Origin of the sequence: Pseudidiomarina sediminum DSM 21906, from assembly GCF_000423165.1 — a bacterium.
Taxonomy (GTDB): Bacteria; Pseudomonadota; Gammaproteobacteria; order Enterobacterales; family Alteromonadaceae; genus Pseudidiomarina; species Pseudidiomarina sediminum.
In genome coordinates this window covers 312,896-326,927 of sequence record NZ_AUHL01000006.1, presented here as the reverse complement: position 1 = coordinate 326,927, position 14,032 = coordinate 312,896, and the positions used below count along the sequence as shown (strand labels likewise).

General features: G+C 52.3%; 14 protein-coding genes and 2 tRNA genes. 11 read left to right on the top strand and 5 right to left on the bottom strand.

Going from position 1 to position 14,032, the window contains the following annotated elements:
- The first annotated feature begins 31 nt into the window (after positions 1 to 31).
- The 6 genes from G535_RS0103180 to G535_RS0103155 are packed head-to-tail and all read left to right on the top strand — an operon-like array spanning position 32 to position 4,633.
- Complete coding sequence (locus G535_RS0103180) at positions 32 to 571, top strand: DUF3261 domain-containing protein (RefSeq protein ID WP_157981197.1); 540 nt, start codon at positions 32 to 34, stop codon at positions 569 to 571.
- The gene (locus tag G535_RS12795; protein WP_051206929.1) at positions 568 to 1,785 is read left to right on the top strand and encodes a beta-ketoacyl-ACP synthase; all 1,218 of its coding nucleotides are present in this window, start codon (positions 568 to 570) and stop codon (positions 1,783 to 1,785) included. Before G535_RS0103180 ends, G535_RS12795 begins: the two co-directional genes overlap by 4 nt.
- Complete coding sequence (locus G535_RS0103170; RefSeq protein ID WP_026860736.1) at positions 1,769 to 2,221, top strand: hotdog family protein; 453 nt, start codon at positions 1,769 to 1,771, stop codon at positions 2,219 to 2,221. Before G535_RS12795 ends, G535_RS0103170 begins: the two co-directional genes overlap by 17 nt.
- Positions 2,214 to 2,942, top strand: coding sequence for a 3-ketoacyl-ACP reductase FabG2 (locus G535_RS0103165; protein ID WP_026860735.1), 729 nt, complete (start codon positions 2,214 to 2,216; stop codon positions 2,940 to 2,942). The genes G535_RS0103170 and G535_RS0103165 overlap by 8 nt, the downstream gene beginning before the upstream one ends.
- Entirely contained in the window at positions 2,942 to 4,171 is a 1,230-nt protein-coding gene (locus G535_RS0103160) for a beta-ketoacyl-ACP synthase (RefSeq protein WP_026860734.1), read from the top strand. The genes G535_RS0103165 and G535_RS0103160 overlap by 1 nt, the downstream gene beginning before the upstream one ends.
- A 24-nt stretch (positions 4,172 to 4,195) precedes the next feature.
- Positions 4,196 to 4,633: an excinuclease ABC subunit A gene (locus G535_RS0103155; RefSeq protein WP_026860733.1), complete on the top strand. Its 438-nt coding sequence runs from the start codon at positions 4,196 to 4,198 to the stop codon at positions 4,631 to 4,633.
- Here the strand turns inward: G535_RS0103155 and G535_RS0103150 are convergent.
- On the bottom strand, positions 4,610 to 5,254 hold the full coding sequence (locus G535_RS0103150) for a 4'-phosphopantetheinyl transferase family protein (RefSeq protein WP_026860732.1): 645 nt from the start codon (positions 5,252 to 5,254) through the stop codon (positions 4,610 to 4,612). The genes G535_RS0103155 and G535_RS0103150 overlap by 24 nt on opposite strands.
- A gap of 66 nt (positions 5,255 to 5,320) precedes the next feature.
- Here G535_RS0103150 and G535_RS0103145 point away from each other — a divergent pair, with 66 nt between their 5' ends.
- Together G535_RS0103145 and dgcN are read left to right on the top strand one after the other, a co-directional pair.
- Entirely contained in the window at positions 5,321 to 6,211 is an 891-nt protein-coding gene (locus G535_RS0103145; protein WP_026860731.1) for a LysR family transcriptional regulator, read from the top strand.
- A gap of 88 nt (positions 6,212 to 6,299) precedes the next feature.
- Complete coding sequence (gene dgcN / locus G535_RS0103140) at positions 6,300 to 7,310, top strand: N-acetyltransferase DgcN (RefSeq protein ID WP_034727408.1); 1,011 nt, start codon at positions 6,300 to 6,302, stop codon at positions 7,308 to 7,310.
- A 5-nt stretch (positions 7,311 to 7,315) separates the two neighbouring features.
- Here the strand turns inward: dgcN and G535_RS0103135 are convergent.
- The 3 genes from G535_RS0103135 to orn form a co-directional block, all read right to left on the bottom strand.
- Positions 7,316 to 7,391, bottom strand: a tRNA-Gly gene (locus tag G535_RS0103135).
- A 28-nt stretch (positions 7,392 to 7,419) separates the two neighbouring features.
- A tRNA-Gly gene (locus tag G535_RS0103130) sits at positions 7,420 to 7,495 on the bottom strand.
- A gap of 82 nt (positions 7,496 to 7,577) precedes the next feature.
- Positions 7,578 to 8,129 (bottom strand): oligoribonuclease, encoded by a 552-nt coding sequence (gene orn / locus G535_RS0103125; RefSeq protein WP_026860729.1) that lies wholly within the window; start codon positions 8,127 to 8,129, stop codon positions 7,578 to 7,580.
- Between the two features lie 123 nt (positions 8,130 to 8,252).
- Here orn and rsgA point away from each other — a divergent pair, with 123 nt between their 5' ends.
- Genes rsgA through G535_RS0103110 form a run of 3 tightly spaced genes read left to right on the top strand, consistent with a single transcriptional unit; the run spans position 8,253 to position 10,926 of the window.
- A complete protein-coding gene (gene rsgA, locus G535_RS0103120; protein WP_026860728.1) occupies positions 8,253 to 9,317 on the top strand; it encodes a small ribosomal subunit biogenesis GTPase RsgA in 1,065 nt (354 codons plus the stop codon).
- Positions 9,314 to 10,183 (top strand): archaetidylserine decarboxylase, encoded by an 870-nt coding sequence (asd, locus tag G535_RS0103115; RefSeq protein WP_026860727.1) that lies wholly within the window; start codon positions 9,314 to 9,316, stop codon positions 10,181 to 10,183. Before rsgA ends, asd begins: the two co-directional genes overlap by 4 nt.
- A gap of 14 nt (positions 10,184 to 10,197) precedes the next feature.
- Positions 10,198 to 10,926, top strand: coding sequence for a glycerophosphodiester phosphodiesterase (locus G535_RS0103110; protein ID WP_026860726.1), 729 nt, complete (start codon positions 10,198 to 10,200; stop codon positions 10,924 to 10,926).
- Here the strand turns inward: G535_RS0103110 and G535_RS0103105 are convergent.
- On the bottom strand, positions 10,923 to 14,030 hold the full coding sequence (locus G535_RS0103105) for an efflux RND transporter permease subunit (protein WP_026860725.1): 3,108 nt from the start codon (positions 14,028 to 14,030) through the stop codon (positions 10,923 to 10,925). The two genes, G535_RS0103110 and G535_RS0103105, sit on opposite strands and share 4 nt — an antisense overlap.
- Positions 14,031 to 14,032: the final 2 nt, after the last annotated feature.

Sequence of the window (14,032 nt, the reverse complement as noted above, 5' to 3'; positions counted from 1 at the left end):
TTTAGCCCTGCTCGCACTATCCGGCTGTCAAATGCTGGCTACTCCTGCGCACCTGCACGTTCCCTTGGGAGGTGCAGCCAAGCTGCAATTGCTGACCTCTTGGCAGGGCACCCCACAACAAGAGTTAGTGGCGTTAACCTGGTTTCATCCCGAACAGCCCAGTCAAAGCATGCAGGTCTCGTCACTTCGCGAGCGCCAAGGTATTACCGTGGTCGGTCTTAGCCCCCTGGGGCAAGAACTTTGGCGAGCACGCATACAACACGACGGTGCTCTACAAAGCTCAGGTCTCCCGCCCTTTGACGATCCCCGCTTGATGCAGCAAGTGCTCGCCAACTTACAGCTGGCCTCGTGGCCTATCGCAGCGTTACAACCCCAGCTTGCTGATGCCAAGCTCATTGAGACCGCAAGCGGACGTACGCTACTCGATGCGGAGGGCACTCCTTTGTGGCGCCTCACCCACGACGGCCAACACAGTCAAATTGAGCATCTCGCATTAGGCTATCGCCTCGAACTGCACCTGATCACTCGTGAAACGCTCAGCACCGTAACCGACCCTAAGGAGCAACCATGATCCTCAATCAGCTCGGTATTGTGTGTGCACTCGGCGACCATGGGGAACAGGTGTGGCAACGTGCCTGCAACGGTGAAAGCCCTGGTATGCACACCTGTGATTTAAGTGTCGCTGACAGCCCAAACCTTATCGCCGGTCATGTCGATGATACCTGTTTACCGGCGCTTGCAGAGTTACCCAAACACCACGCGACGCGCAACAATCAGCTTGCAGCAGCAGCACTGGCGCAACTCATGCCTAGCATCGAGCGTTGCAAGGCCAAGTTTGGTGCGGAGCGTGTCGGAGTCATTATTGGTACCAGTACCTCAGGAATTCGTGAAGGTGAAGCTGCCATCCGTCACTATGACGCCACGCAAGCCTTACCCGAAAACTTTCACTACAGCATGCAAGAGATGACAGCGCCAGCCGATTTCATTGCCGAGTACACAGGGGTTCAGGGGCCTTGCTACAGTATTTCGATCGCCTGCTCGTCCAGTGCGCGCGCCTTGATCAGTGCCCAAGCGCTGTTGGCAGCACAACAGGTCGATGCCGTGATTGTCGGAGGCGTTGATTCGTTATGTCGGCTTACCCTGAACGGCTTTCATGCGCTTGAATCGACCGCCTTAGCCCGCACGCTCCCCTTTAGCCAACAGCGTGATGGAATCAATATAGGTGAGGCTGCAGCCTTATTCATTGCCACACGAGAACCGCTTGACGCGACACTACCTCAGGTAAGCTTAAGTGGGTTTGGCCATAGTTCCGATGCCTATCATATGACGGCACCAGAACCGCAAGGACGCGGTGCACAAGATGCGATGCAGCAAGCCTTGCGCCGTGCCCAGCTCAGCCCAGCCGAGATTAGCTATGTGAACTTGCACGGCACCGGCACGCCATTAAACGATGCTATGGAAGCCCAAGCAGTCACTGCCTGTGGGCTTGCTACGACACCGGCCAGCGCCACCAAAGCACTGACCGGTCACACCTTAGGCGCAGCAGGCGCAGTCGAAGCAGCCCTGTGCTGGTTAGCGTTGCAGCAGAACGACGGCCGCCTACCGCTCCATGTTTATGACGGCGTCTATGACCCTGAGCTGCCGCAACTGCAGCTGGTAACCAAGGCAAGCAAAGTCGCTGTCCGCCACTGCCTCAGCAACTCTTTTGCCTTTGGGGGGAATAATGTCTCGCTTATTTTTAGTTTAGCCGCAGCGATGGAGACCGCACATGCCAGCATTAGCTGAACTGATAAAACACCAGCCGCCAATGCGTTTAATTGATCAATTTCTTAAAGGTGATCAGGAAGGCGCGACCTGCGCTGCCACAATCACCAAAGACAATCTTTTCTATCGGGATGAACTCAAGGGTCTACCTGCGCATGTTGGTATTGAGCTGATGGCGCAAACCATCGCCGCCGCCGCAGGGTACCGGCATCGCGATGCCGGACAAGACATTAAGATTGGCTTTTTGCTAGGATCGCGTAATTATCGCTGTCAGGTCAGCCATTTCGCCCTGGGCGAAACGTACGTTATCAACGTCCATGAGATCCATGCCGAGAGCTCGGGGCTTAGCGTCTTTGAATGTGAAATACAGCACGCCGACACCGTGATTGCAAAAGCTAAGTTGAATGTTTATCAACCGCCCGATGAGGCCGCATTTATAAAGGATACCTATGAATAAACGAGTGCTCGTCACAGGCTCAGGCAAAGGCATCGGGAAAGCGATCGCCTTACAACTTGCCCAGCAAGGCTTCGACATTGCCGTTCATTGTCGTAGTGATAAAGCTGCCGCCCAAGCTGTCTGTCAAAGCATCGAAGCTTTGGGTCAGCAGGCTAGTTTACTGCAATTTGATGTCGCCGATCGGGCCGCTGCGCAACACGCCATTGAAGCCGACATTGAAGCCCATGGCGCGTATTACGGAGCGGTTTGTAATGCCGGTATTACGCGTGATGGCGCGTTCCCAGCACTGACTGAAAGTGACTGGGACGCTGTGATTCATACCAACCTCGACGGCTTTTATAATGTGCTATGGCCATTGGTTATGCCAATGATTCGCCTGCGCAAAGGTGGCCGTATTGTCACCATAGCTTCAGTGTCAGGCATTGCTGGCAACCGCGGTCAAGTTAACTATAGCGCCTCAAAAGCAGGGCTTATTGGCGCGACCAAAGCACTCGCCTTGGAGCTTGCCAAACGCAAGATTACGGTCAACTGTGTCGCACCAGGATTAATCGAAACGGACATGACTGAAGCTCTTGAGCATCAGGACCATATTCTGTCGATGATCCCAATGCAACGGGCAGGTAAGCCTGAAGAAGTCGCAGGCCTGGTTGGCTATCTGTTTCAAGATTCAGCGGCGTACATTACCCGCCAAGTCTTTTCGGTAAATGGTGGATTGGTCTAATGAAACGTGTGGTCGTAACAGGAATGGGCGCTATCACAGCTCTTGGCGATACATGGCAGACGTTTCGAGACGGCCTGCTCAAGGGTGAAAATGCCGTTGTCCACATGCCGGAATGGGATGCCTTTGCTGGGTTAAACACCCGTTTAGCAGCACCGATACAGCCCGCCTTTAAGCGCCCTAGCCATTATTCACGCAAAGACGTACGCTCGATGAGCCAAGTCAGTATGATGGCAACGCGTGCCACTGAGGTAGCTCTCATCGATGCCGGGTTACTTGATGACCCGCGCCTAAGCGACGGTCGGTGTGGTGTCGCCTATGGTTCATCCACAGGTTCTACTGAGGAAATGATTGTGTTTGGCAACATGCTCGCCAAGCACGATATGACCGGCATCAATGCCACCACTTACATCAAAAGTATGGCGCATACGACCGCGGTGAACGTAGGCGTTTACTTCGGTCTGAAAGGCCGTATGTACACCACCAGTTCGGCCTGCACCTCTGCTTCACAAGCTATCGGCTATGCCTATGAAGCGATTAAGTACGGTCAACAACAACTGATGGTGGCCGGTGGTGCCGAAGCCCTATGCCCTTCTGAAGCAGTGGTTTTTGATACTTTGTACGCTACCAGCACCACCAACGACCAACCCAAACAAACTCCGCGACCTTTTGATCGCCAGCGCGATGGTTTGGTCATCGGTGAAGGCGCCGGCACCTTCATTTTAGAAGAGCTTGAGCACGCGAAAGCTCGTGGCGCAACCATTTACGCAGAGTTGGTCGGCTTTGGCACTAACACTGATGGCGCGCACGTGACCCAGCCGACGGCGGCAACAATGGAAATCGCCATTCGCCAAGCGCTCGCCGATGCGCAACTTGAACCAGCACAAATTGGTTATGTCAATGCGCACGGCACTGCCACGGAGCGTGGCGATATCGCAGAATCACAAGCCACTGCCAGCGTGTTTGGAGAGCGCATGCCAATCAGCTCCCTGAAAAGCTATCTCGGCCATACCTTGGGTGCCTGTGGTGCCATCGAAGCGTGGGCCAGTATCGAAATGATGAACGAGGGGTGGTTTGCCCCGACCCTCAACTTAACCGACATCGACCCTGAGTGTGGTGCCCTTGACTATATTGTCGAGACGCCAAAACATCTACAAACCGATCTCATCATGAGCAATAACTTTGCGTTTGGTGGTATCAATACCTCGCTTATTTTTAAACGTTGGAACTAACCCCCTAGCTATAAGGAAATACACATGAAATTTAAAGCATTCGTTGCAGTTCTCGCACTGACATTATTCGCAAGCGCGGCGCAGGCTCGCGATGACGTACTGACCCTGCCACTGCAAGAATTACTTGACTCCGCAGATGCCAAAAGTGTCTTGCTCGATGTCCCTATTTACTTTGCGGGCCAGTCGCACCCGGAAGTCGAGCGCTCAAAAGAAGTGACCACCAGTCGTAAAACCAACGCCTTCAACAAGTCCGATGAAGAAGCCTGTCGCTGGGTTATGTTATCGGCATTGAAAGTGCTGCAAGACGCCGCCCAAAAACAAGGCTACGATGCGGTTGTGAATATCCGTTCGAACTATAAACACAACGAATTTGCCAGTGACAGCGAATATCAATGCGGTGCCGGCACCTTTATTGCCGGGGCGGCGTTAAAAGCTGACCTAGCGCACTTCGCTGATAAATAACTGCTGTGTATCCGTGACGGTCACTTGCCACCACTGGCTGCGGCCGTCACCGACGCTCTTCGCCGCATAAATACACAACATATGCTGCGCCTCATCGACAAACCTCGCCTGCGCTAAGTACTGTTCCGGCGCCTCTCGTAAGGTTGCCAGCAGCTTACCTTGACGCGCTTTAGTCACTGCTTCGGCGAGCGTCCAACGCTGATAAAACTGCGCGCGGTCAGCCACCGAAACACCGCGCATAAAACCTTCAGCAAACGCATCGATAAGCTCTTCATGACGTTTTCGTAAGCGCATTTCTTCGATATCAATGCCCAAGGTTCCTCGGCGAGTATAGGCCACCATCACTGCACCCGACTTGTGACTAATGGAGCAAGACCAAGGCTCGCCTTTGATCGTCAATAGCGGTGCACCATTCTCTGCCCGTGTGATCACAACCTGCTCCGCCGCAACGGCTTGGGTTTGACACACCAACCAGCGTAACAGTCCGCGCCCCGCCAAATACTGTAACGCACGCTGTGGACTTTGATAACTTTCGGCCTGAAGCTGCTCACTTGGGAGTAGCGCTGCCGACAAGGCAGGCACTAACGAGGGCAGCGCAAAGCTATGAGCGATGTAGATCAATTTCTCTCCGTCAGCTAGGATGATGCACTTATTGTTTCATTTTGTAGGTTTAAGGGCCAAACGTCCATGCGTCTTCGTCATATTGAAGTCTTTCATGCTATTTACCTCACCGGCTCCTTGACCCAAGCAGCACAAGTATTACATATCTCCCAACCGGCGGTATCAAAAACCCTCGCTCATGCTGAGCAGCAACTCGGCTTTGCCTTGTTCAAACGTGAACGTGGCAAGCTGCTCCCGACCGCTGAAGCCCATACGTTATTCCCAGAAATCGAGTTGCTGTACCGCCAATTGCAAGGCGTACAAAGCTTGGCACAAAACTTACGCCGTGATGCTCAGGGCACTATTGATTTGGCCATCACCCCAGCGCTTGGTTTTAATGTGGTGCCTGACGCTATTGCTGCGTTCCAGCGTCAACATCCGGGCGTGCGCTTTCGTGTTCAAACCGTGCATCATGATGAAATTTTACCGACCCTACAACAGCGCAAAGCCGACCTCGCCATCGGCTTTGCCCCGCCACACTACCCAGCGCTCACCGCCATTGCTATTGCCGATGTGCCCATTCGAGCTCTCTATGCCGTGGACACTTTTCCACAACGCCCCCAGCAACTAAGTTGGCATACGCTGGTTCAGCACCCACTGATCGATATTTTTGACAGCGGCCCTGTCGGCCAACTGATCTGGCAGCAACTCGAACAAGCGCAGCTAACACCGCAAAGTACACAGCAAGTGGACACTTACTTCATCGCCGCCCGTTTAGTCGCTCGCGGACTGGGCTGCTGCGTTATCGATACGCTCTCGGCACTAGGTAACCCGGCCGCGTCAGTCGCCATGGCAGATCTTGACCCACCGCTGCACTGCCCGATCCGGGCCTTGCATTTAACCGACAAGCCTCTGGCGAAAGTGACCCAGAGTTTTTTACCTTACTTGCGTGGCGCTGTGACTGACTTAATAACCTAAGGTTATACCTTCCCCTCGCTTATTCATTAGCTATTTGCGCTGGTCGCGGTAAGCTTTGCGACATCGTCATTTGATGGAACCTATAACCATGCAAAACCTTGCTACCCCTTACTTACTTTTCATCGGCGATGCTCAGGACCCATTGAGTATCAAAATGGCACGCAGTGCTGCCGATTGGAGCCCAGAAAAATGTATTGGTGAATACCGTTTACCGGGCTGTACCGTCACCACAGGCTGCCCAGAAATGTCCATTGACGAAGCGGCTCAGCAAGGTGCAAAAAGTTTCGTGCTTGGCTTTGCCAACAGCGGGGGCCACTTAGATCCAAATTGGCTACCGATGATTCAGCACGCCTTACGGGCAGGTTTAGATGTCATTAGTGGTTTGCATGACCGCCTCACTGACTATCCAGAATTGGTTGCAACCGCTGCCGAGTTCGGCCGCCAGCTCCACGATATTCGCCATCCATCTGGACGCCTGCGCACTGGCAAAGGCTATCAACGGGAAGGTAAGCGCCTACTTACAGTTGGAACCGACTGTTCCGTTGGCAAAATGTACACTTCGCTAAGTATTTGGCGGGCCTTGCAACAGCGACAGGTACCAAGCACCTTTCGTGCCACAGGGCAAAGCGGCATCTTAGTTGCCGGTGAAGGTATTGCGGTGGACTGCGTGGTCGCCGACTTTATTGCCGGTGCAGTCGAGCAATTGGCCCCTGCCAATACGGCAGAGCATTGGGACATCATCGAAGGCCAAGGCTCGCTTTATCACCCTGCCTTTGCCGGCGTCAGTTTAGGCTTATTGCACGGCGCTCAAGCCGACGCGCTCATTGTCTGTCATGCGCTAGGTCGCAGTAGTATGCGCGCTATCGATAACCGTCCATTGCCGAGCTTAGAAGAAACCATTGCCCTCAATGAACAGATGGCACGGATGACTAACCCTGCGGCAAAAGTGATTGGTGTCGCGGTCAATACGTCGTCTGTGAGTGAAACTGAAGCGCAAGCGTATTGTGCAGAAGTCGAGCAACGTCTAGGACTACCTTGTGTCGATCCAATTCGACATGGCACTGAACGTTTGGTGGATGTGCTACTGACCGTAGCTTAAAAATTTGGAGCGGGAAACGAGATTCGAACTCGCGACCCCAACCTTGGCAAGGTTGTGCTCTACCAGCTGAGCTATTCCCGCATCAAGAAAGGTATTCGAAGTTGAAGTTTGGAGCGGGAAACGAGATTCGAACTCGCGACCCCAACCTTGGCAAGGTTGTGCTCTACCAGCTGAGCTATTCCCGCATCAACTTCAGCGCTGTCATTTGCGACAACGGAGGCGAATTTTACTGAATTCGCCGCGCTTTGCAACCGATTTTTAGGGTTATCACGATTGAATGTCGAAAAAGTGTGCACGATAGTGCTGCAATTCATCGATCGACTCACGAATATCAGCCAAAGCCGTATGTGTCCCTTGCTTTTTCACGCCGGCAGCAACTTCAGGCGCCCAATACTTCGCGAGTTGTTTCACCGTCGAAACATCTAGGTTGCGGTAATGGAAAAACGCTTCTAAGCGAGGCATGTAACGTGCCAAAAAGCGACGATCTTGGCAGATACTATTGCCGCAAATAGGTGAGCTACCCGGCGTGCACCATTGCGCTAAGAAGGCCAGCGTCTGCTGTTCAGCGCTTGCTGTGTCATGATTGCTGCTCTGCACCCGCGCCACCAAGCCTGACCCAGTGTGCGTGCGGACATTCCAGTCATCCATACGCGCCAGAACTTCGTCACTATGATGTACTGCAATCACTGGGCCTTCGGCCAACACATTCAATTGTTGGTCGGTAATAATCGTTGCCACTTCAATAATCACGTCATGCTCGGGATCTAGGCCCGTCATCTCAAGATCAATCCAAATCAAACGGTCCGCTGTAGCACTCATGTTCACTGCCTTTACCTAGAAATTTAGACCTATTGTGCGAAATTCGACGCTTAGACACAACTCATGGCGCAGAATATTGTAGAATACAGACGAGACCATCGCGTGATTGAAGTAAGGAGCCCTGTGGGGAAACATAGGAAACTAAACAAAGGCCAGCTACGGCGCGTGCGCGCTAATCAGCAAAAACGTCTGCAGCAAGTCGAGATTGCCGCAGAGATTGATGATGCCAACTTAGCCGCTGCAGAAACCGGCGTTATTGTGAGTCGTTTTGGTCAGCACGCAATTGTCGCGAGCGCAGATGATCAGCCTTTCCGCTGCCATATTCGTCGTAGTATCGAAAGTTTAGTCTGCGGCGACCATGTGGTCTGGCGGCGTTTTGTGAACCAACTGGAACAAGGTGAGCAAGGTGTCATCGAAGCGGTCCAAGAGCGCCAGTCACTCCTCAGCCGCCCTGACTACTACGATGGTATTAAGCCCGTTGCGGCCAATATCGATCAAATTTTGGTAGTTTCCAGTGTCCTACCTGCGTTTTCCAGTCAAATTATTGACCGTTATATTGTCGCCTGTGAAGATATTGGGATTACCCCCATTATCGTCTTAAATAAAGCCGATCTGCTTGCCGAACAACCTGAAGAAGTCCAGCATGACATCACGACCACGCTAGCGATGTATCGCGACATCGGCTACCAAGTACTGATGGTCAGCGCGACCACCCAAGGTGGTTTGGATAGCATTCAGACCTTATTGCAAGATCATGTCTCTATTGTGGTAGGACAATCAGGCGTAGGAAAATCGTCGCTAGTGAATGCGCTGTTGCCAAACATTAATGCAGATGTTGGTGCCATTTCTACCAATTCAGGTTTGGGTCAGCATACCACCACGGTGGCAACCCGATACCCGTTGCCACAGGGCGGTTACCTGATCGACTCGCCAGGGATTCGTGAGTTTGCCTTATGGCACTTGGAAGAAAGCCGAGTAGCGTGGTGCTATACCGATTTCCGTCCGTTCCTCGGCCAATGTAAATTCCGTGATTGTAAACATCAGCCTCAAGACCCCGGTTGCGCGCTACAAGACGCAGCAGAATCAGGTGATTTACACACACTTCGGTTGTACAATTTCCACAAGATCATAGAATCAATGGCAAGTAACAAGCCATCACGAGCGATACCACGAGGTAGTAAAAAGTGAATTGGGACGACGTAAAAATTAAGGCGCAGTACCTTACCCCTAAACACGCGTTATCGCGTTTGGTCGGTAAGTTTGCCGCGGCACGTGCAGGCTGGTTTACCCAGCTGTTTATCCGCTGGTTTATCCGCACCTATAAAATCGATATGAGCGAAGCACTACACGAAAGTCCTAAAGCTTATAAAACCTTTAATGAGTTTTTCACGCGCTACCTAAAACCAGGATTACGCCCCATGTTGGCGCAAGACGACGATCAACTCGCACACCCGGTTGATGGCGCGGTGAGCCAGCTCGGTAACATTGATGACGGACGTATCTTCCAAGCCAAAGGCCACGACTATAGCCTGACTGAGTTGCTCGGCGGTGACCCGCGTGACGCCCACCCGTTCCGGAATGGTAAGTTCGCCACCATTTACTTGGCACCCAAAGACTACCACCGCATTCATATGCCGTGCGATGGCACCTTGCGGAAGATGATTTACGTTCCTGGTGACCTCTTTTCTGTGAACCCTCTGACGGCAGCCAATGTGCCCAACCTTTTTGCCCGTAACGAGCGCGTTGTCGCGATTTTCGACGGTGAGTTCGGCCGCTTCGCGATGGTGCTCGTCGGTGCCACTATTGTCGCAAGCATCGGTACTGTCTGGGCTGGCACTGTGACGCCTCCAACGGGTGCACATGTGCATAGTTGGGATTATCCAGCGTCGGGTGATAACGCGATCCAACTGAAGAAAGGCGAAGAGATGGGCCACTTTAAACTCGGCTCCACGGTCGTTCTGACCTTTCCAGAAGATGCCATCGATTTTGATGATGATCTTGAACCAGGTAGCGTCACACGGATGGGTGAAATACTTGGTGAGATCGACGATTAAGTAAGGCCCACGGCATGCTCATCCTTGCCCATCGCGGCGCCAGTTTTGAAGCACCAGAAAATACCCTGAGTGCTTTTGGTCGGGCGCTCGATGCTGGCGCGGATGGCATCGAACTTGATATTTACCCCCTGCAAGACGAGTGGATTGTCTTCCACGACCGTTATCTTACCCGTTTAACAGCCCATCCAGGACGCTTACAAGACCTGACTTTGGCGCAAGTTCGCAAGTTAAAAGTCTTTGGTCAGCAGCCAGTACCAACGCTCGATGAGGCGCTAGCGTTTATTGCCGGGCGTTGTTTGGTCAATATTGAACTCAAAGGCGCAGATATCACGCGCGGGCTCACACGTCATTTACGTCATGCTGTCACGGCACATGGTTTTCGCAATGAGCAACTGCTGGTCTCAAGCTTTAATCATCACTGGTTAAAGCAACTTAAGGACGATCATCCCGCACAATACCTCGGCGCACTCACTACCGCTTGCCCGCTCGATTATGCAGCCTTTGCTGCCCAGCTCAACGCATGGTCAGTACATATCGACGTCGATTTTGTGACCCAAGCCTTTGTCGACGACGCACATCAACGTGGTTTAAAGGTCTTTGTGTTTACCGTCGATGAGCCCGAAGATATTCTTGAGCTCGATGCCATGGGAGTTGATGGGATTTTTTGTAATCACCCTGCGGCTGCGCGCAATATACTCAAAGGGCGCCCAATGGCGCCCCAAGAACTTTATCCTATCGACTAATGCGGTTCCTCTTGCCGTGTCGGATGCTGTGCCGCTAAGGCATCAAGCTCATGCGTGAGTGCCATCGGCGACGTGGTGTTGCGTGCCAGTACCGAATACAGCGCGGGGATCACGAACATCGTTAAGAATGCCGATAGTGCAACACCGCAGAAGATCACCGTACCAATCACCATCCGACTTTCCGCACCAGGACCTGACCCTAAAATCAACGGCAGCGAGCTCATCAAGGTAGTAAACGCCGTCATCACGATAGGGCGTAAACGTTGTTGTGACGCTTTACTAACCGCGTCATCGAAGCTGTAACCGGCGTCGCGTAACTGGTTGGCAAACTCCACAATCAGAATACCGTTCTTCGCCGCCAAGCCAATCAGCATCACGATACCAATTTGGCTATAAATATTGAGCGTTAAGTCGGTAAAGTAGAGCCCTATTGCCGCACCTAGAATCGCCACCGGCACCATTAGCATGATCACCAAGGGATGAATAAAACTCTCAAACTGCGCAGCCAACACCAAATACGCCACCAGTAATGCCAAAATGAAGACAAAAATGACTGAGTTACCACTTTCTTGGTACAGCTGCGACTCACCTTTGTAATCAATCGACACGTCTTCAGGCAGCTTCTCATGCACAATGGTTTCTAAATACGCCAAAGCATCACCGAGGGAGTAGCCTTCCGCTAAATTCGCCTCAATGGTGACACTACGCATCCGGTTGTAGCGGTTTAACACGCCAGACGTCGCGCGCTCCTCAATGGTTACCAAATTCGACAATGGAATCAGTTGCCCTGTCGCATCTGAACGCACATAGATCTGGTCAATCGCAGAGGGATCACGATAATCCGAACGTTCACCTTCCAAAATAACATCGTACTCTTCACCACGATCGAGGTAGGTGGTAACCCGCCGCTCGCCAAGCATGGTTTCCAGCGTACGGCCAATGTCCCCCACCGACACGCCAAGGTCGGCAGCACGCGTTTGATCAATACGAATCAGCAGCTGTGGCAAGGTCTCTTTGAAATCGCTATCAAGCTCTAACAAATTAGGGTTCTTACTCGCCTCTTCAATCACGATGTCGCGATACGCGGCAAGCTGTTCATACGTATTGCCCTGCAACACAAATTGCACGGGCCGGCCGTTCCCCCCAGAAATACCACTACGCATAAACGCAAAGCCGCGTACACCTGCAACTTGGTTGAGTTTTTGACTAACTTCATCCATTAAGGTGAAGGTGCTCCAATCGCGCTCGGCAAATGGTACCGCACCGACAATCGCAACCCCCGCTGAACTGCCCCAGCCCGGTGAGCGAATCAATAAGCGGTCAATCTTGCCTTCATCGAGGTAGGGCAACAAGAGCGCTTCAATTTCACGCATATGTGCGGCATTTGACTCAAAACTGGCACCTTCGGCGCTCCGTACCATGACAAAGAAAGTGCCACGGTCTTCCGGCGGCACAAATTCTTGTGGCACAAGCTTTAATAAGCTGTACGACAAAGTACCCGCCAATACCACCAACACGACCGCCAGCCAAGGATACGCCATCGTTCGCTTGAGCCAACGCCCATACCCTGTTTCAACACGGTTGAAGAAACGATCCACGGCAATCCCAAAACGGCTGGTGCGTTCACGGCGCTGTAAAATTTTCGAGCTTAGCATCGGCGATAAGGTCAGCGCCGCCAAACTTGAACAGAGCACTGCCGCTGCAATCGCTAAGGCAAACTCAGTAAACAACTGACCAATATTGCCGTCTAGAAACGCCAACGGCACAAACACCGAAATCAGCACTAAGGTGGTCGCCACAACCGCAAAACCGACCTCGCGCGCACCACGATAAGCAGCGAGCAAAGGCGGTTCACCAGCTTCAACGCGGCGATAAATATTTTCCAGTACCACAATCGAGTCATCGACCACCAGACCAATCGCCAGTACCAAGGCTAACAAGGTCAGCAAGTTGACCGAGAAACCCATGGCAAAAAGGGCGATGTAAGATGCAATAATGGCGACCGGCACTGTCAGGGCAGGAATCAGCGTTGCGCGAATGTTGCCGAGGAACAGATAAATGACAACGACCACCAACGCCATTGCAATAATTAAGGTGTTATAAACCTCATCAATCGAACCTTTAATGAAAATTGACGAGTCATAACTTGGCACAATAAACATCGACTCAGGCAACGTACGTTGAATGTTCTCGATTTCCCGTCGAACATTCTCCACCACTTCGAGGGTGTTGGCTTTCGACTGCTTGATCACGCCGATACCAATCATGTTAATACCATTACCGCGGAACTCAGTTTTGTCGTCTTCGGAGCCCATTTCGACGCGAGCAATATCTCCTAAACGAATCAACTGACCGTTATCCCCACGGCTGATACTGAGTAACTTAAACTGCTCCGGCGTCAGATAGGTGCGCGCCACGCGCACACTAAACTCACGGTCAACCGACTCGACCTCACCGGCTGGCAGCTCGACGTTTTCGGCGCGCAAGCGCTGTTCGATATCGGTCACGGTAATGCCACGGGCGGCCATGGCGTCACGGTCAAGCCACACCCGCATCGCATAACGACGTTCGCCGCCAAGGTTCACTCGTGCGACGCCATCGACCACAGACAAGCGGTCGACGATGTAACGATCGGCATAATCGGTCAGCTCGAGAATGTTTAAGTTCTCGCTACGTAGGTTGTACCAAACCACCGTCGACTCATCAGAGTTGGCTTTTGACACTTCCGGCGGATCAACTTGTTCCGGAAGGTTATCCAAAACTCGTGAGACACGGTCACGCACATCGTTTGCAGCAGCATCAACATCACGATCAAGGGTAAACTCAATCGAGATCCATGAGCGTCCGTTGCGACTGCTAGAGCTGATATTTTTAATGCCCTCAATACCACTGATACGGTCTTCGATAATTTGCGTAATTTGCGTTTCCACAATTTCTGCCGAAGCGCCAGGATAGCTGGTACTGATCGAGACAATGGGTGGGTCGATATCTGGGTATTCACGCAACGGCAACATGCTGAAGCAAACAATCCCAAAAACAATCAGTAAGATATTAATAACCGTGGCAAAAACCGGACGTTTTACCGAGACATCTGAGAGCAACATGA

Coding starts and splice junctions, on each gene's coding strand:
- G535_RS0103105 (WP_026860725.1), bottom strand. CDS start 14,030: ATGTTGCTCTCAGATGTCTCGGTAAAACGTCCGGTTTTTGCCACGGTT.
- dgcN (WP_034727408.1), top strand. CDS start 6,300: ATGCAAAACCTTGCTACCCCTTACTTACTTTTCATCGGCGATGCTCAG.
- G535_RS0103180 (WP_157981197.1), top strand. CDS start 32: ATGCTGGCTACTCCTGCGCACCTGCACGTTCCCTTGGGAGGTGCAGCC.
- G535_RS0103110 (WP_026860726.1), top strand. CDS start 10,198: ATGCTCATCCTTGCCCATCGCGGCGCCAGTTTTGAAGCACCAGAAAAT.
- G535_RS12795 (WP_051206929.1), top strand. CDS start 568: ATGATCCTCAATCAGCTCGGTATTGTGTGTGCACTCGGCGACCATGGG.
- G535_RS0103170 (WP_026860736.1), top strand. CDS start 1,769: ATGCCAGCATTAGCTGAACTGATAAAACACCAGCCGCCAATGCGTTTA.
- G535_RS0103160 (WP_026860734.1), top strand. CDS start 2,942: ATGAAACGTGTGGTCGTAACAGGAATGGGCGCTATCACAGCTCTTGGC.
- G535_RS0103155 (WP_026860733.1), top strand. CDS start 4,196: ATGAAATTTAAAGCATTCGTTGCAGTTCTCGCACTGACATTATTCGCA.
- G535_RS0103165 (WP_026860735.1), top strand. CDS start 2,214: ATGAATAAACGAGTGCTCGTCACAGGCTCAGGCAAAGGCATCGGGAAA.
- G535_RS0103145 (WP_026860731.1), top strand. CDS start 5,321: ATGCGTCTTCGTCATATTGAAGTCTTTCATGCTATTTACCTCACCGGC.
- orn (WP_026860729.1), bottom strand. CDS start 8,129: ATGAGTGCTACAGCGGACCGTTTGATTTGGATTGATCTTGAGATGACG.